Annotated in this window: 27 protein-coding genes; 1 reads left to right on the forward strand and 26 read right to left on the reverse strand. The window is 61.1% G+C overall.

The features are described 5' to 3' along the window. Window positions 1-93: 93 nt before the first annotated feature. From LRS53_RS21440 to LRS53_RS21565, 26 genes are all read right to left on the reverse strand, one after another. Entirely contained in the window at window positions 94-867 is a 774-nt protein-coding gene (locus LRS53_RS21440; RefSeq protein WP_231357258.1) for a hypothetical protein, read from the reverse strand. Window positions 868-1,748: 881 nt separating this feature from the next. Further along, window positions 1,749-1,889, reverse strand: coding sequence for a hypothetical protein (locus LRS53_RS21445; protein ID WP_156522273.1), 141 nt, complete (start codon window positions 1,887-1,889; stop codon window positions 1,749-1,751). Window positions 1,890-2,100: 211 nt separating this feature from the next. After that, complete coding sequence (locus LRS53_RS21450) at window positions 2,101-2,394, reverse strand: hypothetical protein (protein ID WP_064307005.1); 294 nt, start codon at window positions 2,392-2,394, stop codon at window positions 2,101-2,103. Window positions 2,395-2,542: 148 nt separating this feature from the next. Then, on the reverse strand, window positions 2,543-3,190 hold the full coding sequence (locus tag LRS53_RS21455; RefSeq protein ID WP_231357259.1) for a hypothetical protein: 648 nt from the start codon (window positions 3,188-3,190) through the stop codon (window positions 2,543-2,545). 62 nt (window positions 3,191-3,252) lie between these two features. Continuing rightward, entirely contained in the window at window positions 3,253-3,549 is a 297-nt protein-coding gene (locus LRS53_RS21460) for a hypothetical protein (protein ID WP_231357260.1), read from the reverse strand. 267 nt (window positions 3,550-3,816) lie between these two features. Next, the gene (locus tag LRS53_RS21465) at window positions 3,817-3,957 is read right to left on the reverse strand and encodes a hypothetical protein (protein WP_156522274.1); all 141 of its coding nucleotides are present in this window, start codon (window positions 3,955-3,957) and stop codon (window positions 3,817-3,819) included. A 58-nt stretch (window positions 3,958-4,015) separates the two neighbouring features. Beyond that, window positions 4,016-4,267 (reverse strand): hypothetical protein, encoded by a 252-nt coding sequence (locus LRS53_RS21470; protein ID WP_064307008.1) that lies wholly within the window; start codon window positions 4,265-4,267, stop codon window positions 4,016-4,018. 189 nt (window positions 4,268-4,456) lie between these two features. Beyond that, a complete protein-coding gene (locus LRS53_RS21475) occupies window positions 4,457-5,341 on the reverse strand; it encodes a DNA adenine modification methylase (RefSeq protein WP_231357261.1) in 885 nt (294 codons plus the stop codon). Window positions 5,342-5,410: 69 nt separating this feature from the next. Further along, window positions 5,411-5,908 (reverse strand): hypothetical protein, encoded by a 498-nt coding sequence (locus LRS53_RS21480; RefSeq protein ID WP_231357262.1) that lies wholly within the window; start codon window positions 5,906-5,908, stop codon window positions 5,411-5,413. A 59-nt stretch (window positions 5,909-5,967) separates the two neighbouring features. Then, complete coding sequence (locus LRS53_RS21485) at window positions 5,968-6,309, reverse strand: hypothetical protein (RefSeq protein ID WP_231357263.1); 342 nt, start codon at window positions 6,307-6,309, stop codon at window positions 5,968-5,970. 281 nt (window positions 6,310-6,590) lie between these two features. After that, complete coding sequence (locus tag LRS53_RS21490) at window positions 6,591-6,854, reverse strand: hypothetical protein (RefSeq protein ID WP_231357264.1); 264 nt, start codon at window positions 6,852-6,854, stop codon at window positions 6,591-6,593. Between the two features lie 199 nt (window positions 6,855-7,053). Next, window positions 7,054-7,509: a hypothetical protein gene (locus LRS53_RS21495; protein WP_231357265.1), complete on the reverse strand. Its 456-nt coding sequence runs from the start codon at window positions 7,507-7,509 to the stop codon at window positions 7,054-7,056. 192 nt (window positions 7,510-7,701) lie between these two features. Beyond that, window positions 7,702-8,352, reverse strand: coding sequence for a hypothetical protein (locus LRS53_RS21500; protein WP_231357266.1), 651 nt, complete (start codon window positions 8,350-8,352; stop codon window positions 7,702-7,704). 57 nt (window positions 8,353-8,409) lie between these two features. Then, window positions 8,410-8,892: a hypothetical protein gene (locus tag LRS53_RS21505; RefSeq protein WP_231357267.1), complete on the reverse strand. Its 483-nt coding sequence runs from the start codon at window positions 8,890-8,892 to the stop codon at window positions 8,410-8,412. Between the two features lie 79 nt (window positions 8,893-8,971). Next, complete coding sequence (locus LRS53_RS21510) at window positions 8,972-9,382, reverse strand: hypothetical protein (RefSeq protein WP_231357268.1); 411 nt, start codon at window positions 9,380-9,382, stop codon at window positions 8,972-8,974. Between the two features lie 87 nt (window positions 9,383-9,469). Next, window positions 9,470-10,225 (reverse strand): hypothetical protein, encoded by a 756-nt coding sequence (locus LRS53_RS21515; protein WP_231357269.1) that lies wholly within the window; start codon window positions 10,223-10,225, stop codon window positions 9,470-9,472. A 218-nt stretch (window positions 10,226-10,443) separates the two neighbouring features. Next, entirely contained in the window at window positions 10,444-10,866 is a 423-nt protein-coding gene (locus tag LRS53_RS21520) for a hypothetical protein (RefSeq protein ID WP_231357270.1), read from the reverse strand. A gap of 99 nt (window positions 10,867-10,965) precedes the next feature. Continuing rightward, the gene (locus tag LRS53_RS21525; protein ID WP_231357271.1) at window positions 10,966-12,699 is read right to left on the reverse strand and encodes a VWA domain-containing protein; all 1,734 of its coding nucleotides are present in this window, start codon (window positions 12,697-12,699) and stop codon (window positions 10,966-10,968) included. A gap of 66 nt (window positions 12,700-12,765) precedes the next feature. Next, window positions 12,766-13,962, reverse strand: a complete 1,197-nt coding sequence (locus LRS53_RS21530) for a DUF3150 domain-containing protein (RefSeq protein WP_231357272.1) — start codon at window positions 13,960-13,962, stop codon at window positions 12,766-12,768. 196 nt (window positions 13,963-14,158) lie between these two features. Then, window positions 14,159-14,485, reverse strand: coding sequence for a DUF5983 family protein (locus tag LRS53_RS21535; protein WP_064307020.1), 327 nt, complete (start codon window positions 14,483-14,485; stop codon window positions 14,159-14,161). Between the two features lie 60 nt (window positions 14,486-14,545). Continuing rightward, window positions 14,546-15,010, reverse strand: coding sequence for a hypothetical protein (locus LRS53_RS21540; RefSeq protein WP_231357273.1), 465 nt, complete (start codon window positions 15,008-15,010; stop codon window positions 14,546-14,548). 2 nt (window positions 15,011-15,012) lie between these two features. Then, window positions 15,013-16,056: an AAA family ATPase gene (locus tag LRS53_RS21545; RefSeq protein ID WP_231357274.1), complete on the reverse strand. Its 1,044-nt coding sequence runs from the start codon at window positions 16,054-16,056 to the stop codon at window positions 15,013-15,015. A 210-nt stretch (window positions 16,057-16,266) separates the two neighbouring features. Continuing rightward, on the reverse strand, window positions 16,267-17,280 hold the full coding sequence (locus LRS53_RS21550) for a YqaJ viral recombinase family nuclease (RefSeq protein ID WP_231357275.1): 1,014 nt from the start codon (window positions 17,278-17,280) through the stop codon (window positions 16,267-16,269). A 68-nt stretch (window positions 17,281-17,348) separates the two neighbouring features. Then, entirely contained in the window at window positions 17,349-18,476 is a 1,128-nt protein-coding gene (locus tag LRS53_RS21555; protein WP_231357276.1) for a recombinase RecT, read from the reverse strand. Between the two features lie 70 nt (window positions 18,477-18,546). Beyond that, complete coding sequence (ssb, locus tag LRS53_RS21560) at window positions 18,547-19,125, reverse strand: single-stranded DNA-binding protein (RefSeq protein WP_231357277.1); 579 nt, start codon at window positions 19,123-19,125, stop codon at window positions 18,547-18,549. 530 nt (window positions 19,126-19,655) lie between these two features. Then, window positions 19,656-19,967 carry a hypothetical protein gene (locus tag LRS53_RS21565; RefSeq protein WP_231357278.1) on the reverse strand — a complete coding sequence of 104 codons (312 nt, stop codon included), beginning with the start codon at window positions 19,965-19,967 and terminating at the stop codon, window positions 19,656-19,658. 435 nt (window positions 19,968-20,402) lie between these two features. On the opposite strand from LRS53_RS21565, the gene LRS53_RS21570 reads away from it, so the two are divergent. Further along, a complete protein-coding gene (locus LRS53_RS21570) occupies window positions 20,403-21,056 on the forward strand; it encodes a hypothetical protein (protein WP_231357279.1) in 654 nt (217 codons plus the stop codon). Window positions 21,057-21,090 lie beyond the last annotated feature (34 nt).

Genomic DNA, 21,090 nt, shown 5'->3' on the forward strand with positions numbered 1-21,090 from the left:
CACGGGCGGATTTATTCGACTACATCGAGCGGTTTCATAACCCACGAATGCGCCGTAGAGTCGCCCGGCAAGCTCTGAAGTTTTCAGCCCTTTTCAAACCGTCCGTGGAAATGGGGTAGAACCCGTACCGATAGTTTCGTGAATGAGCTCGCGGCCGGCGCTGCAAACGCGCCGACCCTCCGAAAGCTCTACGCCGTAGACGTGCTTGCCCGCGAGAAGGATGTCACCACCCTCCCCGTCGCTCGATACCAGGTAGACCCTGGCCTCGAGCGCGCAGAAGCGCAGATCGCCCTTCAGGACCTGAGCAACCCGCTCATCGAACTCCTCGTTCGTGGTCTCCGACTCGAACGGATCGTAGGATTCATCCTTGAAGGCGCTGAGCTCCACGCGAAAGCGATCGAGCTTGAAGATCCGCAGATCTTCTGTTTGCTCGATGTAGCACTCAGAGAGCGAATAGCCCATACGCGCTAGCATCGCCCCGGTGGACACGACATCCTCCTCCAAGGCCTTCATGAAGCGGTAAAAGGCTACCTTGTGCGTCGGGCTGCCGTAGACGTCCGCGGCAGTGCCTTCGACGCTGCGCGCAGACTCACTCAAGGACGTCGACCGCTCGTGTACATAGCGACCTGGACCTCGAGACAGCGTGAGCTCCTCGTCTTGGTCAGCGTTTTCCTTGAGCTCGCTCCAGATCGCCGGAAGAATCTCCGGTACCAGGCGTGGGCCAAGCTTTTCGATGTCGAGCGTACCGGTGAAGCTTGCGCCATCGCCCTGGCAGTAGCCGAGGGAGAAGCGCACGTCGTCAGACGGGTAGCCAAGCTTGTTGAGCTGGCGGGCCATCATGGTGGTAAGCGCGGTGGTGATAGACATTCCTGGATCTCCGGTAAGCGCGGAGTCCGGCCCCGGCGGGGACGAAGCCCGCGCGGGTTAAAGAGAGGTGCTGCGCAAACGCAGCAAACTTAAAGGTGATGGTTGTCAGCAGAGCGCCGGCGCACCACTAGTGGGTCGGGTTAAAGCGAATAGGCATTTCTGGATCTCCGGCAAGCACGGAATCCGGCCCCGACGGGGATGGACCCCGCGCGGGTTGTGTGAGGAGCTATGCAGACCTAGCCGACTCAAGGTGACAGGCACCAGCAAAACGCCAGTAACCGATCAGTGGATCAGGATAGAGCGAATAGACATTCCTGGATCTCCGGTAAGCGCGGAGTCCGGCCCCGACGGGGATGGACCCCGCGCGGGTTGAGAGAGAAACTACGCAGACGCAGCCAACTCACGGTGACAGGCACCAGCAAAACGCCGGTGGACCATCAGTGGATCGGGATAGCGCGAATAGACATTTCTGGATCTCCGGTAAGCACGAAATCCAGCCCCGACGGGGATGGACCCCGCGCGGGTTAAGGGTTGGCCAATCAGAACGAGAGGCCGGTGCTGAAGAGCTCAGCTGCTGCATCACGAAAGCGCACCATGGCGCCATCGAGAATCCACTGTGGGCTGCCTGATGGGCACTCCGCAGTAGACTCAAGGCAAGCCCCGCCGCATGGGCGGGGACTCGCTTGAGTGATCGCTTCACAGAAGCAGATCGAGAACGACAATCACCAGATTGATGATCTCGGCCATGGTGCACCTCCTGGTTGGGAGGGACCCTGCCCCCATCGGGAGCAGAAGTCCCGTGGGGAAAGGCCTTGCGGCCCGCTGATACGTCTATCGGTGAAAGCACAGCCTCCCGGAAGAGAGGCTGGCCAGGATTACGCTCAAGCCTTGCGGGCTTGCGCCTTTACCGCGTTGATCGCGCCCCGCAGGGGTGCGAAGTAGATCGCCGGCGCCTGCTTGGCAGCGCTGACGAACTCAGCAGCGAAGGTTTTGAAGAAACGCACCAGGTGATGTCGGAACATGGTCGGCTCCTCGCCAGTACATGTCCCGAGCATACGCCCGGGCTGGTGCCATCACAACGGCTTTGTGCCACTGTTCTGGTGGCAGTTTTGCAGCTGTCGCCACTGCAAAGTGACACCGGTTATAGCCCCGCGTAACGGAGCGAAGTAGATGCGCGGCGCCTCGCGGGCCGCCGTGATGAACTCCGCTACCGCCCTTCTTACCTTCGAGCCTTCAGTGATCATCTTTGATCTCCTTGAATGCCTTCCAGGACGTGAAGCCCAGGTAGGACAGGAACAGCAAAGCATCGACCACCAGGATGGTGTGCTCGAGGAAGAACAGCACCGTGAGCGTGAACTCAGCGACGTTGTACTCCCGCAGCTTGTGCACCAGGTATCCCAGCAGCACCGCCGGCATGGCGACGATGAGGAAGATGCCGGTACCGACCAGGCTATGGCCGGCAAAGTGCATCAATGGGTGGTACCAGGGAACGCGGACAGCAGGGTCTTTCTTGCTATGGTCTCCCATAACAGGCCTCCATCGAAAATGCAGAGACCCCTGCCCCACGGGGACAGAGATCCCCGCGGTGGGTTGAAGTGCTGAAGGAAGATGCTCAGCTACATCGTCTTCACCGATCACATGATCGCGTGAAAGATTCTTACAAAGCGGCCTGGCTTCAGGCGGCGGCCACGAACATCTCGGCAGCCAACTGGTCGAGCAGGTTGCCCTGGTAATCGATCCAGTTCAGCAGTGCCTCAGCTAAAACACCCGAAAATCCCATGGCCTTCGTGCCGCTCACTAACTCGATGACGAGGGCAGAAGGGAGGATGTCCAGAGCGTAGGGGCCAAACTCAATGCGCATGGGCGAGACCTCACACGGTAAGCCCTCAAGCTCGTCGAGCTGGTCTTCCAGGGCTTCCATAACCTGGGCCATCGCTCCCCTCAACATCTGCAAACGCATGCTTTGAGGCTGTTCAATGCTGGAAGCGAAGCGAAGCAACTCCTCCAACATCTCCGACGGCTCCGGAATACCGGCCGCGGCATTCGGCACGAATTGCCAGCAGTGCACAAAAGCACCGCGCTCGCTTCGGGCAATGACGGTTAGGTCGTCGAACTCGATGTCGTCGTCCGGCGCCCTCTGCGCAGCCCTTACGAACGCGCTTTCCTCACGCGTCACTCCATAAGCGTTGGTGCAGTCACCGAAAGTCAGTCCTCGTTCAATAGCCGCCTGCAGCAGCTGTTTGGCGTCGAGCCCGCGAATCGACTGCACGAGCTTGAGGGCATCAGCTTCAGCGGAGGGGCGTACGGCGTTTTCGTGATTCATGGTCTAGCTCCTTGGTAGAGCCAGGCCGCGTCCCTACCGGGACTAGGCCCGGCTGGGTGGGGTTATGAGTAGATGATGCGCTCGATGGACACGAGCGGTATCAGGGTCTGCTTGAGCAGCTCCATCGGGGTGTCGACGATCAGCACGTGATCGCCAAGAGCCTCAGGGAACAGACACAGCAACGTGCGCCCATCCGTGAGGCGGGCGCGAAAGCTGGTGTGGACATCCACCTCTCCTTCGGCAAAGTCGATTCTGACCCAGGAGTACACCTGGCAGAGCCTTTCACGCTCGACGTCGGAAAACGTCGAGACGAAGCCTGAGTAGAGATAGTTCGCAAGGTGGGGAGCGGAAACTTCCATGGTCTCTCCGGTAGAGGGCGAGACCAGTCCCTGCGGGAGAGCTCCCGCCAGGGTTTATCGATGTGCTGATAGAGGATCAGCTGCCTTTCGACGCGGCCGCCATCGGCCACGCTGAAACCGCTTTGCAAAGGCCTGCTTTGCGAAACGGTTTCCGATCCGTTGATCCAGAACCACGAGGGCCCTGGATCAACATCGGCGTTCCCAGCAAGAGGAACGGGTGCAGCGGCGCAGGCTAGCCTGGACCGCCGCTAATGAAGAAGGAAAGCTCTATTTCTCTGCCTGGTTCGCCTTCCGGATCAGATCGTCCGTAGTGCTCGACAGCAGTCTCCACAAAGCCACGGCGGGCGCCCAGTAGCCGTACATGGTCTCTCTTGCGCCGCGCTTGAAGCCACGAATGAACTCACTCATAGCTGTTTCCTCTGGTGATGTCCTATTAAAGGGCTGCCAGGCAACCCATCAACTGATCTTAGTCTAGGTTCTTGCACGCTTTGATGGTGGATTTTATCACCCACCACAGAAAAAACGCACAGTCACCGTAGAGAACCGCTTTTTCGAGCACTGTAAGAATAGGGACGAGCGGCTTTCCGTAATCCAATGTGCCGACCTGGTGGGTAAACCAAGCGAGCAGCAAGGCGGCCGAAGCCAGGATCAGAAAGAACAGCACCCCTACGAGCACGTGGGCGACGAATGCGCCCAATAGACCTATTTTTTTCAACATTGTTATCTCCGGTTGTGACGGGATAACAACGCCCTGACGGGGTTGTTAAACCCCGTCGGTTTAGTAAGTGCTGGTGGTACCAGCTTTTCAAAACAGACCACCATGGGTCTGCCTGAAACCGCTTGAGCAAGCTGCTCTTGCCGAAGCGGTCTCTGCCCCCCTCAGCCAGGCTGAAGGGGGGCGAGATCGTCATGCCGCGAGTCGATAGGTGCCAGGCGCGACGCGCTCGAAATAGCGCTCGTCCTGGACGACCTGCCGAATCTTGGCCTCCCAATGGTTGTTCGCTCGGGTAGCCGCGAAGGCTTCGAGCTGCGTGTTGATCTCCTTGAGGTGCAGCGTCTTGCCACCCTGCAGCAACCGACGCACTGCGGCGCGCCAGGTGATGCCTTGCATGGCCTGAGCGCGCTGCTGGACCTTGGCCAGGAAGTGCAGTGAACCGCGCTCCTTGCGAAAGACCAGCAGCTTTTCGTGCGCGATGCGTACGACGTTGCCGCCATAGGTTCGCCGGTCAGACACGCAGTTGTGCTGCGCCTTGATCAGCTCATCGATCAGCTTGCCGGGCGCGACCCGCTCCACCAGCGAGGAGAGATTGAAGTACTCCCCCTGCCGGCGCAGGTTGCCCATCAAGATGCCGTAGGTACCGCCGCGCTCCATGGCGTCGTGGATGTTCATCAAGGCCAGCTCCAGCGCCTCCACGAACTCCCCCATCGCCATGCGGCTCATGTCCCACCGATTGGGTTCACCCCAGACGTTCCCGCTGTACTGGATCATGTCCAGGTACGCCGGGTGCCAGAAGCACGAATGTGCCTCCTCGCCCAGGAACGTCTGCAGATCATCCAGCAGCAGGTTGAAGCCCTGGTGCAGGTCGGTACCCTTGAAACGCAGCCCCATCTCTTGAGCCACCTCGACCGAGGTGCCCCCGCCAATGCTGGGATCGAACGCCAGACCATCCTTGCGCCGATGGTAGGTCGCGAAGAAGCCCTGGATGACGTGGCCACTGCAGTTGCCGCGGTAGCGGCTATTGCCCCAGGGTCCACGGTCCGGGAAAGACAGGATCGAGTTCGGAAATTTCATGATGTGCTCCAGTTGAAGGAGGCACACCCCCTATCGGGGGTGATGCCCCGATAGGGTTTGAGTTGTCGATCAGTTGCTTGCCGCGACGTGCTCTAGCGCCTGCAAATGCCGCGTTATATCGGTCGGACCGCAAACAGCCCTGGCCACGAAAAACTCCTGGCGTTCGAGCATCACACAGCTCTGCGGATCCGACTCAGCGTCCCAATTGTTATCGCCGGCCTTCAGGTGATAGAGGTTCACGCGTCCGTCACTGTAGAGCAGAAGGTCACCGCTATCTGTCTGATGCACCACCACATTGACCTGGTCCACATCGCCTTCCGAGGTGACCTTGAGCGACCACGGCTGTTGTGTACCAACGCCACCGCTCAGGATAAAAGGATCCAAGCTGTGCGCATTAGGAATACGTTGAAGGTCGTCGACGACGCCAATGTTGAACCGCTGCGCCGCTATCATCCCCATGCCGTCCATTAGGAACCGCCTGGCGGCATCTTGCATGTCGTAACCGACAGCTTGATCAACCAGTTTGAAACCGCGGGAAACGAGCGAACAGGTGTAGGTGAGTTTCATGACTATCTCCGGGAGTAGGAGGTGGCCATGCCCCGAGGGGGACATGGCCACCCAGGGGGTTAGGAAACGCAGACGCTGCGGCGGGCAACCGCCGAAGCATCGAAGCAGAGGTAGTCGACGGCCTGAGTCGTGAGACTCCAGGCCGAGACATGGCACCGGGGCTTTCCGAACTGATCGCGCGCCGGGGTGCGCCACAGCGGTAAGGCCATCACGTACCGGCTGCCATCGAAGAAGCCGATGATGGAACCGGCCGCCGATGCCCGCGGTGCGATGTGGCGAAATAGCCGTTTGCCGAAGGGAGACACGACGAAGCGACTCGCCGCGTCGACCGTGCTCGAACCAGCTACCTGGGCAGATACCCGGTAGTCAGCCATTTCAAACGTGCAGTGGTAGAGGTTCATGCCGATCGCTCCAGAGTGAAGCGAGGCTATGACCCTGCAGGGCCAGTAGCCCCGCAGGTGGGTGAGGTGCTGACCAGGTCAGCTGAGGAATCTGACACCGCACATGCGGGGACAGAAAAGATCGCTTTCGCAAGCCGGGCTTGGGAAAGCCATCTCGAATGGATCAGGAAGGGTGCTGGGCTGCCAGCTCAGGCGTCGATGCGCGCTCCGACTATAGCGAAGCGGCTGGGCCAATGCCAGCAAAGCCCCCTCTGGACGCCTAAGCGGCCAGAGGGGAGCATCTACGCAGCTGCGTAGCGGTTGGGGCTGAAGACCCGGGCACGCCCGCGCTCGTAGTACACCAGCAGGTCGTCGAAGCGATCACCTCGCTCTCGGACCAGGGTGAATCGCGGCCGCTTCCCGGAGACCACCTCGCGGTGAAGCTCCAGAACCGCACCGTCCGATAGCTCCCAGAGCAGGATCTTCATCGTATCGGTGGTGACGCTCGCGCGCCGGCCGATCTGGCGTGGCCCCAACAGCCTTGCGGCTTGAAGAATGATGGTCATGCATGCACCTCGAGAAAGGCGGGCACGCACGCCCCTAGCGGGCATGAATGCCCGCTAGGGTTGAATCTCAGGTCACGCCGGTGAGGACGCGCTGAGTTGGCCGATCCCGCTCATCACGCGATCGGGGTGTTGGGTGTAGCTGCAGCCGACGCTACGCATGAGAGGCGAAGCCTCCTGCACGCGCACAGGCGCCCCAGAGCTACCGCGTTGCGAGATGCATCAGGTCGTCGACGCTGTCGATCTGTTCCAGCTCGGGCGTGACGTCTTTGACGTAGATGCGGTTGTGCCCGGTGGGCATCACAAGCGTACCCAGCTCGCCAGGGCCATACAGGCTCAGGTGATCGAGGCAGACTTCGTTAAAGACCTGAACACGCGCGCCGGCCGGCAGGCCGGTGGCATGGATAAGGGTCGGCTTGCCATCATCCAAGAGGACAGCGACACCAAATCCCTCCCTTTTAACGCTCAACCAGGAATCCTGGCCGGCGCCGCCTGCGTTCAGGTGATTCTCGATGAGGTCATCGATCTCCTTCGAGGAGAGCGGGTTGACCTCACCGTCGTTGCTGGCGACATCCACCAAAGGCGCTGGATGCTGGCCCTCGTGCAGCTGCCAGAAACGCAGAGCGGCGATGAGGGTGTGAAGGGTACGTTCGTTCATGGTCTGCTCCTTGGAGCGAGGCCATGATCCCTACGCGGGATCATGCAGCCCCGCGTAGGGTTGGTGGTGTGCTGACTAGGCGTCAGCTGGCTTTCCCGGCATCGACATCGATGACGGAGAAGTCTGCTCAGCAAGCCTTCGCTTGCTCAAAAGACTCGGTAAAAGGCCCGCCCCCGGGTGGGGGCGGGTGTGTCACGCAACAGTCAGCAGGGCGGAACGCGTCCGCCGTAGCGTCTCCCTGGATAGCAACATGCCGCGGTCAGTCCCGGTGCCTAAGCACAGGTCCAAACCGAACTCAGCGATCAGCTGGGAAGCGTTGCCCGGCGCTGTAACTGCGGCGCCGGCGAGGCAGCTGCTCAGCAGCTGAGCAACCTCCTCCCCGGGCAGCGTGCTGGTGACCACGTCGTCACCGGTGTGGCGGTCCCGCACGATCAGCTGATCGGCTGCGGGCGCCGTCGTGAGCAGCTTGCGCAGCGTCGGCGACAGCCTGGGAATCACCTCGGGCGAACCCAGGTGATACTCCTTGAGCAGCGTAGGCTGTCCGAAACGGACAACCACTTCGCCGATGTCACCGTAGTGCGCCAGCTGGCGGCATCCGGTGAGCGCCTGGCCAAGGCCGCCCCAACGAGCGTTGCGGCCCGTCTGATCGAGGATTCCCAGGATCCGATAGCCTTGGAAGCTATGGACGAACGGGACCACGATGCGGTTGCCGAGGCGACCACGGCCGACGACGGTGAAGGACCAGAAATCGGTCCCGCAATGCGACGGCTGCCGGAGGCGCACACGCGAACCTGCACGCTTGAGTAACAGCTGGCAGACCAGCAGGGCTTGATGGGTATTCATGGTTTTGCTCCTGGGTGGGAGCGGGACCATCCCAGTGCGGGGTGATCCCGCAGTGGGTTAAGGATGTTGCGTACCGTCTACCGCTTCGCTGGCCGGAATACCGCTGAGAGCCAGCACCTCGTCGAACGTGTGGAGCCGAGACCAGCCGGCCTCTTTGCTCCACACCCCGCCTAGGTACACGTGAAACGGCTCCGGCGTGTAATGGCCATACTTCTCAGGCTGAGCCAGGATCAGATCGATCTGCGCCTTGTATTCGTCGTAGCGTGACCGGTTGAACCCAGCGACGGCTTCGAGCGACAGCGGCAACCCGCAATGCACCAGCCCGACCGATCCGTTGACGTCACGCTCGAATTCCTCAGGCGAGCAATTCGAGTATGCGTCGCGCGTCCTGCGCTCGGTCTGCACCTCAAACCGGCACGACGCGCCGTCCAAGAAACAGTTGAACGAATGGCGGCCTTGGTAGCTCGAGCGCCAGCGGACCCGAAGGTTGAGCATGGTCCGCTTGAGCTCAGCAGATGGCAGCGTTTGGGTAATAGTCATGGGGAAGCTCCAAGGTAGAGAGCGGCCCCTCCCCCTGCGGGAGAAAGGCCGCAGAGGGTTGAAGATCTATCGGGATCGATCAGGTACGCACCCAACCGATCCCAGGTTCGTATCTGGCCGCGTGCACTATGGGATAGGGCTCGCGAACCGGATCGTCTTGCTCAATCACGCCATAGCGCTCGGGTTGACTGCATAGCCGGTTGAGGCGCTCGGTATACAGCTCCTGTCGCCAGGCGTTGAAGGCATCCACCAGCGCAGCGCTAGGCGCGGACTGATTGAGGCAGCTGATGAGGTTCTCGCGACCAACCACATCGCGCAGGTACTGCTCATCGGTAAGGCCGCTCATCCAGTCACGCAGGTGCCGGTGAGAGTTGTCCCCCACGATCACCAGGTAGTGCCGGCCGTTCTCCCACACATCGTGTTCCCACTGGCCAGCGAAGCTTGCGCGCTGCTTGAAGCGAAAAGCGGGTACCGAATCGGCTTGTGTCATGGTCGTCTCTCCAGTTGAAGAGCGGGCCACCCCCTACGCGGGAGTGGCCCGCTCAGGGTAGGTTGATGCCGGATACGCCGGCGGCGATCAGGCGTGCTTCTGCAGGATGCGGCCACGCCAAATGGTGCGCGTGACGTGCTTCTTGCGTGTGCCGGTCGGGTTGCCATCGGCGTCGAGGATTCTCTCGTCGACTTCGACAGTTTCCTTTCCCATGCGCTTGAGCTGTACCCGATCACCAACCTCGATGTTCAGCTCATTGACGACCTGCTGCAGCTCGATGCCCCACACATCGCCACCGGTATCCAAACGGACCAGGTAGGAGAATGAGGCATTTCGCTCGAAGCGGTAGCGGTGCCGGCCATGCCGTTTGACTACCCCTTCTTTTGCACCGGACCAATCGATCACGTCCGAGGACGCCGTCGATAGGGTCGGCCGCTGCGCCGCCCTGGGCGGGACGGCAGGTGCCTCATCGGAGGTCGGCAGATCCTCGCCGACGTCGAAGCCCTCATAGTCTGCAAGGCTCGCCGGCGGCGCTGCGAAATAGTCCTGCCCGGTCGCCGAGGTAGACCTCTCAAACGGGATGAACTGCGCGGCGTGATGGAAGCGCGGCAAATCGTGCCAGGTGGTGTCAGCTACTGGCGAAGGGAAGCTTCGCAGCGAGCAGGGCCCGCTTTGCATGACCCCATGAAGACGCTGCGCGAATTCGCGCTGCCGGTCCTTCAGTGCTTCACGTTGAAGCCGATCAAGCTGCTCGTAATCCGCCCGGGTGCGATAGACCTCCGGAGCACGATAGGGAAAAAGCAGGGCATCGACCGCAGGTGAGTGGGTAGGTACATAACGCATGGTGAACTCCTCGTAGAGAGGAGACACGTCACCCCCAGGGGAACGTGCCCCCAAGGGTGTGATGCTCCGGACGGGCCGGAACGGTAGGTGCTGGAAACCTCCAGCTGGGTATCTCTCGACCAACAGAGGTCGAGGAGAATCTGATCGGCGCAGCCTGGCGCTCTGCCCATAAGACTCGAGAAAAAGCCTCCCCCGGTGAGGGGGGAGGTGTCAAGCAATCACACCGTCAGTTGCTCGAGGACCTGGTGCTTGGTGAGGGTTCGAATCAACCCCTCGCGCAGCAACTCACTGTCGACGCCGGCGAAGTAGGCCAGGGTCTTGAATGAGAAGGGACCGAAGTCCTCCTCGTCCATGACCCAGGCCCAGTGCTCCTGGCGAGACACCAGCGAATTTCGCCGGTCCATCAGAACCCCCAGCGCGTGATGCAGCATGTATTCGCGGATGCGATCGATGTCTGCATCAGTCCAGACGTAGGTGTCGACTTCGCTGTCCGGAATGGCCAGCAGGTCGAAATACAGCTGCTCGATATCAACAGCGGTGTTCGTCTTGCGAGGCGCCCGTTTGAGCCGCGGCCTGGGCAAGCGCTGCGGTAAGGGAAATTCGCAAAACGAGCTTTCGGTGAAAGAAAGCGCAAGTTGCATGGTATGCCTCCGGTTAGGAGGAGACACACCCCCCACCAGGGGGGTATGTCCCCTGGTGGGTTGTCCGCCGTGAGGCGGTTGGTAGATCTGCGGCCGCGGTTAGGCGGCCCGGGTCAACACGCGCTGCACGAGCGCCTGGAGGGCGCCGCGCAGCTGACCGAGGTCATCCAGCAGCTGCCAGTGACCCGTACCAAACATCTGCTGCAGCTTCGTGGCGTTCGCCTCGCCATAGGCGATCGCGAATACCTCGATTCCTGAAGCACGGCACCGGGCGACCATATCGATTACGTCAGTCACGTTTCGCGGGTCACCGTCGGTGCTGATGATCAGCACCTTCCGCTGGCCCTTGGCGCGCAGCAGATCACCGGCGGCCGGCCATATGGCGCTGGCCAACGGTGTTCCGCCGGAAGCGGTCAGGCCGAAGCGCTGTTCTGCCACGGCGCTGGCCAGGTTCTGGCCGTGCCGTTTCAAAACGCCGACCTGCTCGCGATCTCCCCGAGGGAAAACCATCGCACCACTAGTAACGCCGGCAATGCCCTCCAATGCCGTGAGCATCGCAAAGCACGCCTCCTCCGCAACCTGGATAGGCTTGCGCCCGCCGGTCTTCACACCCATAGAGCCAGAGCCATCGAGCAACAACTGGATAGCAGCGTTGGTGCGCTGCACGGGTTCCTGTTTCCGGAAGATCCGGTTTTCCCCAACCCTCACCCGTGCAAGGCTCGCTGTATCCAGGCGACTGCCCGTTTTGCGCACAGTGACCCGTGCGTTCTGGCTGCCCTGAATGAGGCCATTGAGCACCTGGCGCAGCCCCATGGAGGCGGCGCGTCCGTTGATGACAACGTCCTGCTGCAGAGCCTGTGAACCGACAGCGTGCGCCAGCACCGAACTCGGCTTGGAGCTTGTGCCGCCGGCGTTGGCGCTGATCAGGGTAGCGGCTTGGGATGAGACATCCCCAAGCGCATCCTGCATGGCCTGTGAGTCAGCGTTTACCACCCGCTGCTTCAGGCTTGGCTGAGCGCCCTGCTGATCGGCGCCAGGCTGGCCGGACGCCGCTTGCGCGTCGCCTTGACCTGCCTGATCGCCGCTGCTGGAGTCGCCCTGTTCGCCCTGACCAGGTTGACCCTGGCCTTGCTGAGCGCCTTGATCCTGGCCCTGTTGAGGACCCTGATCCTGACCTTGCGGCGCAGGATCTGGATCCGCGCCAGCATCAGGCTGCTGAGGCTCCTCTTCATCCAGCACATCGAGTATCCGATGCGCGAGCTGGTACACCCCTGCGGTATCCGGCAAGCCGGTGACCGTGGACAGTAGCCCCAGGATCTTCGCGCGCCGGCCGGCACCAAAGGTGCTGGCCAATGCAGCGTCGAGGACAACAGCGACCTCTTCGATCGGCTGGTTGAGCAAGCGCGCCCGGCCGATGATCAGGCAGGCGTCGTGCAAAACCACCGCTTCGGACTTGCCGTCGGCGCTCCAAGGCTTCTGGAACACCTCTTGGGCAGTCACCCGCAGCGGCTCGATGGCGCAGTAATGGTCTTCCATCATGCGTTTCTCGATTCGCAGGTCTTCGAGCAGGTTCAGAAAGCGACCCATGAAGGGGCTTTCTGCATTGGCCAGCTCATAGGGCTCATCGTCCGTGTACTTGATGTGCGCCGACTCATGGGCCGTCCACCCGAGGGAGACGTTGACCATGCGGGGCGACTCATCTTTAAGCACTGGCAGGTAGATCACCTTGTCCTGTGTGGCCGGCTGGTTTCCACCAAACTCGATGCGCACCCCCAGGTCGTCGCAGAAGTAGCGCGCGATGATCGGGAAGGCGTTGCTCAGCGAACGTTGCATAGCTGTCACTCCAGTAGTGGAGGACACACCACCCCCGGAGGGGGCAGGTGCCCCCGGGGGGTTGGTTTACATGCAGAAGTCCAAGGCGTCCTGGGTAGTCGGCATTGGAATATTGGCAATAGACGTGGCAACGCCCAGCGCCGACATCTGGGCATCGATCACCTGCCCGTCGATTGCACGGGCCTGCAGCTCCGCTGCTGTTGAGGTCAGCTCCTGAAGACCAGGTGCTGCCTGTTGCCCGGCGATCTCATCCAGCAGCTCGCCGACGGACATGCCGCCGTCGTCCGCAGGGGATGGCGACAGCTCGCTATCAGGAGCCGAAGCTACGACGGCAACAGCAGCTGCCGGTGCCTGGTCGATCACGACACTCGCCGCCGGCACGCCAACGGTGGTAGCGGTCTGCGCAGCAGAAGCCGCGAAGGAGGCTGCCAACTTCGAGATGTTGCGCTCGTCACTCAAGGACAGCATGAGTGTCTGCAGCGTCTGGAAATGCCCACCCTCGTACGGCCCCTTTTTGGGGAGCTGTTCGATGACAGACATCATATGCTCGGCGACCAGGTGGATCCCAGGATTCAAGAACGCAAGCGAGGTGAGCTTGCGGTGAATCTTCAGGATCGCGCTGACCGCCTTGCGGCTGACAGAGGACTTGTTGGCGAAACTGCCATCCACCAGGTCCTCGGCCGCGTCCGCGATCTCCCGGAACAGCTGTCCGGAAAGACCCTCCACTTCCTGCTCCAAACCCTTGCTCAGGGCCGGATCGGATTTGTCGGGTACCACGCGCACCAGGGTGTAGCGAAAGCCTAAACGTTGGGCCACCACCTCTTTCGGGGTCTTGGCCTTTTCGATCGCAGCTTGCCACTTCGGATCCTTGTCCCACTTCAGCGCCCACGCGTCGAAATTCGAGTCGTAGTTGTCGAGGAAGGATTTGATCTCAAGGCCGAACTCGCGCTGGATGTCATCGAGCTCCTTCGCGATGGCCGGAGCCGCGTCGTTCGGGATGCCGTAGCCGCCCAGGAAGCGCACGCCTTCGCTCTCAAGGAGACGATGGGCGCGGCGCTTCAGGTTGTCGAACCGCTTGATCTGCTCGGGATCCATGATCCGCTTGCTACCCAGCGATGCGAGCTCCGCCGGCGGCAGATCCACACCAGGACCGAGGTCCTCGATACGGAGCTTTTTGCGGCCGGACCAGATGTTGACGTCGAGACCTACCAGCAAGAGCTTGCTGAGGGTTTCGATTTCCTTGATGGGTTGAGCAGTTTGCATGGTGAAGACTCCGGTTTGGGCGGGAGTCTTCCCCGATGGGGAGAGACCCCCATTGGGTTTGAGATGAGCTGCTGGTGTTTTGAGTGCCCAGCTGGCACTTCGCAGCTGCCTCCACATGGAGGCGGCCGAGAACCGGATTTGCTATAGCCGACTATAGCAAATCGGGCTCAGAGAACGGGGGCCCGAAGGCCCCTATTCACCAATCAAACGTCGGCAGATCTTCCACGACATCAGCGTCGCGGTCGAACGCCAGGTACATGATCGCGCCACTGTTTGAATCCAAGCAGTAACGCAAAATCCGTACGAACGCGTCTGACGCACCGGCTGCCATGATTCCGCCAACCGTCACGCTACCTATGCAAATCACGAAGCCGAAGATCGTTTCGAGCACCACAGGCATTGCTGCACCGTCGGTACCGAGCAGATCGCGATAGTCAGCCGCGAATCGCTCCAGCAGCACGAAGTCATCCTGCGTGATGTGGGAATTGGATAGCTCAACCGATCTGGTAAGAGGTAGTTGCATTGCATCGCTCCATCGTAAGGGACGGAGGCCACCCCAGCGGGGTGGCCCCGCCAGGGTGGTTTAAAAGCAGAAATCCATCTCGCCTGCAGCAGCCACATCGGCTACCACAAGGCTGGAGAGGTCCATCGGTCTTGGCATAACGCCCAGGGTAACTAGGGCATCACGCCATTTCGGCATCGACGCATCGGTGAGGTTGCAGACGCGCTGCAGCACCAGGTCCCAGCCATCCGGCCGAGCAGGCTCCAACGTGGCGCCGGTATCGTCTGACAGGGTCAGATTCGACGGCTCCTCCAGAGCTACCTTGAGTGCTATGAGCATCACAACCTTTTCGACCTCGTACTCTGGATCCAACGAGTCCGCGGCAATCCCCCTGAAGGAAGCTTGTACGGACTCGAAGGCGCTGGAGAATCCGAGAGATGCCGCAGCAGCGCTCAAGCCAGACAATGCCTGGCCAGCCCACCACTGCGTATCGGCCTGCTCGAACTCGTTCTGGTCCGCGGGGGCCAGTGCAAAGTAGAGCGTCACGGTCAGACCCCCGGGGCGACGACAGGATCGTTCGCCCAGGCCGCGCCGAACTTGTCCTTGGCGATGGTATGGATCACCAGTCGCATGGGCTTGTCCGTCCGGTTGGTCAGTGCTTCGCGCAGCGCCTGCGCCAGAGGGCAGGCGAACGGGAAGTTCGCTTGCCTGCTGGCAGCGGTGCTGTAAGTCGTCGCGATACGGGCCCAGCGCAGCAGGGTCCGCGTCGAGAAGGTGACCGTCAGCCCCGACTGGCCGGCTTGAAGCGCCTGGTCAGGATTGCCGATGAACTGCTGACGCACTCCGTTGGCCACATCGATCATGGTGCTCAAGATCGTTGCATCGACCTGCGGAAGCGTCGCCTGCAGAACCGCGAGCTCCTCCTCCTTGGTCAGGTAGGAGACTTCCAGCATGCGGTACCGATCCCAGGACGCAAGGTTCTGAGACAGGGTACCCGTGTAGAGGCCCGTCTCATCACCTTGGCCCCGCGTGTTGCAGGTGATGATGAAGCGGAAGTTCGGGTGCGGCACGATGACCTCACCGCGGTTTTCAGCCAGCACCAGGGCGCCGCCTTCCAGTACCGCGTTGAGTCCGGCCATGACGGCCGGATCCAGGAAGTCAGCTTCATCCAGGAGGAAGATGCTGCCCTCTTTCATCGCCAGCGCCAGCGGCCCGTGTGCGAACACAGTCTGCTGATCACCGGTGGCAGGATCACACTGCAGCGACATCTGACCAATGAGCTCCGGCATTTCCATGCGGGAGTGGGCATTGACCTTGCGCAGTGGGTAACGCATCCGCGCCGCGATCTGCTCGACGACGGACGTTTTGCCGGCGCCGGTAGGACCTACGAGTGCTAGTGAGTCACCGCCCGACGCTGTCAGGAAGTTCATCACGGGCATACGCAGCTCGGTGCGGAACAGGAATTGCGCGTTGTGCTTGGGTACCAGGGCGAGCAGCGGGTGATTTTCGTCGGCAAATGCCGGCGACATCATGCCAGCGTTGTTACCAGTAACACCGTAGGCGGACATCGGGACGCAAGGGGTAAGGTTCATGGTGAATCTCCAGTGAGTTGGAGGCGCACCACTCCCCTACGGGGCGTGGTGGCCCCTGTAGGGTTTCAATGATTGCTGTGAAGACGCACAGCTGCGCTATCGCTCTCGGGCCGCATAGCCAGAGAACAGATCCGGGAAAGCTCTGGTAAACCGGTGGTTTACCGCAACGTTCCAGGCAAGAGACAGGGGCGCTTTCGCGCCCCCTCATCCTCACAGGCAAAATGCCTTAGATTCTGTCTCCTGGTCAACCGATGGCAGCCTCATGGCCTCCAGCGCGGCAGTCGTGATCGGATGATCCGAATCGAGGGTGATCCGGACCCGCTCAGACGGTGCCTGCCGGAAGCGCTGACGCTCCTCCTCAGTCGCCTGCAGCTTCCGGCTCTCGAAGAGATCCTTCCACCGCATGTTGCCGGCCTGCTGATAGCGGACGACGCGAACGCCCTCCGCCTCTGCCAGCATGTAGCCGCCCATCTGCTCGACGAGATCCGCCTGCAGGGCTTCGCGTTGGCCCTTCAGGGCTTTCAGCTGTTCCTGCAGCGAGCTCGACAAGGCATCGACGTCGCGTACCTGCTGCGCCGTTGCTGCCCAGCGTGCCAGGGCACCGTCGACCGGGGTGAAGTAGTCGCGCTGAGGATCCTTCTCAGGTTCCTTTTCGCTGACCACCAACTCCCAGAACAACTGCGCCTGCTGCTTGATGAGCTCGATGGTGTCCGGATCGCGCCGGATCTCGAACACCAGGGGTTCCCGGGTCGTGCTGTAAAACACGAGATAGCCCCTGGCCGACCCCGCCACCGCTATCTGATGCTGTACCTGCCACCAATAGAGCCGGTAGGGCTCGCTCTTCTCGCCCTGCTCCAGCAGCAGGTCGAAGTTCTTGTCCGAGGGGACCTTTACCTCGACCGGGCAACCGTCGTCGTCGACGCCATCGAAGCTGGCGCGAAGGAGCGGAAACGTCGCGCACTCGCCGCATAGCGGCAGTAGTGTGGTTTGGTACCGCTCCTCGAACCAGGCGACCGCGTACGGCTCATGGAGGATGCCCAGCCGGACCTGTGGAATCATGGACAGATCCAGCGGCGCTACCCGGCCAGTGAGCTCCGCCCACAACCGCCAGCGCGTCTTTTCAACATGCTGGCCCAGGATCACCGCTGTTGCGGTCGCTGTAATGCCCTGCCGACGCCAGGCATGCCATTCCGGCGTGCGCTGGCGCAAGTCGACAATCTTCATCATCACCTCCAGGTTAGGAGGGACCCCAGCCCCAACGGGGATGAAGCCCCGTTAGGGTTGGGTTTACGTTACGCCGCCTGTGCTTGCGCGGCTTGCTGCTGCTTGAAGAGACCCAGAGCATAGGTCAGAGCCTCACCCGTGAGGTTCTGCTCTGCCCAGGAACAGGCCCCTTCCCAGCTGCGGGTTCGCGCAGCGCGATCGCAGACGCTATGGATCCGCTCGCGCGTCACCTCACGCCCTTGGCCAGAAGCCGCGTGAGCGGCCGACTGCACCTGAGTGCGACCGGGCTGCTCACGTGGAGCCTGCTCATTGACCGTCTCCTGCTGGCGATGATCATGCGGCTGGTCGCCGACGTGGTCATAGACGTTGCCGCCCTGCGCCTGCGATACCGGCGCTGACGCCTGCACCATCGACGCGTTGGCCAAACCGTCCAGAGCACTCAACGGTGTGCCAGCGATCCCCTCCCCACCTTCAGTGTTGAGGTAATCAATGACCTGTTCGAGCACCGGGTTGGTCGTTGGCCAATACTTGCGCGCTGACTTGATCCCCGTCTTGATCGCCATCGACTCGAAGTGAGTCTCCCAGGGACCGCGCTTACCGGACCCTTGTGAGGTCCAGGCAGCTGACATATCTCGAGCTTTGAACACATCTTCCGCTCGTGTCGTCTTCACCATGACCCGTCCTGTTGCCAGGTAGGCAGTGGTGTATACGCCGCGAAACGTCCCGCGCTCGCTCACGTCGAGGAACGGGTCGAAGATGTGCTCAGGCTCTGCGGTCGGGCCTCGGTAGATGAAGCGATCGCCGCTGTAGACGACTTCCGCTACCACCATCTCGACAGCCCGGCTGTCGGTGGCCACCTTGATCAAACCGCGGTACGAAACTTCGAAGATCACCTTGCCCTGGCGTGGTACCAGGAAGGCCATCTTCTCGGTGGGATTGAGCGTGAGCCCTGTCGCTGCGATCTGCTGCATCGCAAGCTTGAAGCTGAGCGTGTTGTTGACCGCGCAATTCAGCAATTTGTCGTTGGCCAGCATAGCGTGGTAGGCAAACAGCGCCTCCTGCCCCCAGTTCACCCCGCTCTGTGAGCGCGTGATGATCTGGACGCATTCCGCCTCGATACCGCTGAGCAGATCCTGCGCCTTCTGGTCGTGGGCAGTTACTTGCTGAGTGCTTTGCGAATGGTTAGAGCGGGACATATGAACCTCCGGTAATGATGCGGAGGCCCCCCTAGCGGGAGACGCCCGCAAGGGTTATTGGAATGAAGCGTTACAGCATGCAGAGATACGGCACTTTCGCGAACGGGATGTCGTCGTCGAACGAGTCGTAATCTCCAGGGGTTGGTTGCTGCTGAGCACGAGGCTGCTGCGGCCGCGGTGCTTGCTGCGGCCGATCATTCGCCGGCGCCGACGATGCCGGTGCCTGCTGGGACCGCGGCGATCGTTGGGGCGCTGGCGCGCTCTGTTGATCGTCGTAGTCACCGCCTTGCCCACCACCATTGCCGCGGCCGCCGAGCAACTGCATGTTGCCGTTGATGTCGACGACTACCTCAGTGGTATAGCGGTCTTGGCCGTCCTGCCCCTGCCATTTGCGCGTGCGAAGCGTGCCTTCGACATAGACCTGGGAGCCTTTACGGATGTACTCGCCAGCGATCTCGGCCAAGCGGCCGAAGAACACCACGCGGTGCCATTCCGTTCGATCTTGCTGTTGCCCGGTCTGCTTGTCCTTCCAGCTTTCGCTGGTGGCCAAGGTGACGTTGGTTACGGCATTGCCGTTGGGCATGTAACGAGTTTCGGGATCCGCACCGGCATTGCCGACGAGGATGACTTTGTTGACGCCACGAGCCATGAGAAATCTCCGGTAACCGAGGCGCCTTGCCCCTATGGGGAGGAAGCCCCGCAGGGTGGAAGGGAGGTGCTGACGGAAACAGTTCAGCTGCTGCAATCAAGCGCCCTGCAGAGGGTGCTCGAAAGTCATGGTCTGGGCAGGAGAAGCTCCTTCCGGCTGGGCTTGAAGCAAGGCCAGTCGGGAAAAGCTTCCGAGGGGAGTGGCTCCCCTCGGCTATTGCGGGATCAAGGACAAACCGCCACATGCGCGGTCGCGGCGATCAGTCCTACCGACTTGGCCCAGCGCGCTAGGCGGCGCAGGTCCAAAGCGTCCGGGTCTACAGTCTCTGCGATGTAGTCAGGTACAGGTACCGACTCCTCGCCGAGGTGTAGCTCCCGACTATCCACTTCATAGATGGCTTGTACATTCAGTCGCATGGTGGAAATCCTCGTCGGGTGGTCCACCGAAACGCCCGTTCTTCAAAGGCGCTTGGGTGGACCACCCGCAAGGGAGGTCCATGCAGCACTGCCCCCGAAGGGGCAGTCCACGGCTCAGAAACTGAGCGGCTTGCCGCTACGCTGCCAGGCCGGCGACTCGTATTCGGAGTAGTCGACTGCTGGCGGCAGAGAACTGACACGCGTAGCTCCGCACAGCCGAGGCTGTTCAGAAACAGGCGGGTCAATCACAAGGGCAGGTGCTGCTTTTGCTGGAGCGGCCGAGAGCGGCGACTCGAGCTTGACGTCGATGTCTTCTCGCAAGGCGATCGTAGGCTCCTGACGTTCAGGTGCTTTCGAGCGATTTTTGAAAAGACGATACAGACCCCAGATGAAAGCCAGAACCAGAAGGTATGGAATCAGTTTCATTTGCCAGCCTCCTCGAGCGCTTGATGGTGCGCGCGGATCTGATTGGCAGCAGGGGACGACTGTATAGACGGGACTACAACGTATTGCACGAAGGCAAACGCGATAGCGATGCAAAGGATCAATTTCTTCATGAATGGAGGCCTCCAAGAAAAAAGGCCTCCATCCCAAAGGGATAGAAGCCCCTTTGGGATTAGTCACGACCGCGAATCGTGACCAGATAGTGCTAGTAGAGTGACCAGCTACACATAGACCCGCCTGATGGAATCAGGTGGGTACGACACACAAGCGACATGCTTGGGCGAAGTAGAGTCCAGAATATCGCTGTGCCACTACACCTGTAAACCCCCTAATCCGCTCCCTCCACCGGGGTGAATTGCCCATGGTCTGGGCGACGGTCGCCTTATGGTGGAAGCTCCCCAACCCAAGGAGCCGATCATGGCCAACGGAAGCGATTTCAAACCCGAAGGGAGCTATTCTGCTCCGACGCTGCAATCCCAATACGTGCTCAAAACCGAACAGGCGCAGCAGGTTCATCGCCGCTGCTTCGAAGGCGCCGCGCGGGCGCTCTACACGGTAGACGTTATCGCTCGTGCGCTTGCGCGCCGGAACACTGCGTTCAGCCACGCCGACGTGATGAAAGCAGTGGAAAGCCTGATCCTCAAACTCGAGAAGGAAATCAGCGACGAGCGCGATCGCTTCGTTGCCATCCTGAAGGCTGCTGGCCAAGAAGGTATGGTTGCTCGGTATGACAATGCCGCCACGTTCACCTTCACCATCTCGACCCCTCTCATCATGCGCCTGGCCCATATAATCCAGAGCTTCGATGAGATGCTGGTGCAGGCCCAGACGGCCTGGCTGCTCGGCGTGCTGCCTTCTGACCGCAACGACATGACGGGCAACGAGCGTAAGCGTCAGCTCATGCGTGTCGTGCGCAAACTGCAGGCCATGGCGACCGATGCCCGAGCCAAGGCGCGCAAGAGCCCGGATGCCGCGGAGATTGCTCGCTCCGTGGGCGAAGTCGGCGAAGAGAACGCTCTCGATCAGCAAACCGCAGCGGCGGTCCGCGAACTGGATACCGCGGCGGCGTGATCTACCTGAACAAAAAAGGCGCCTTCGAGGCGCC

Source organism: Pseudomonas sp. PLB05 (genome assembly GCF_021106615.1).
Lineage (GTDB): Bacteria > Pseudomonadota > Gammaproteobacteria > Pseudomonadales > Pseudomonadaceae > Chryseomonas > Chryseomonas benzopyrenica.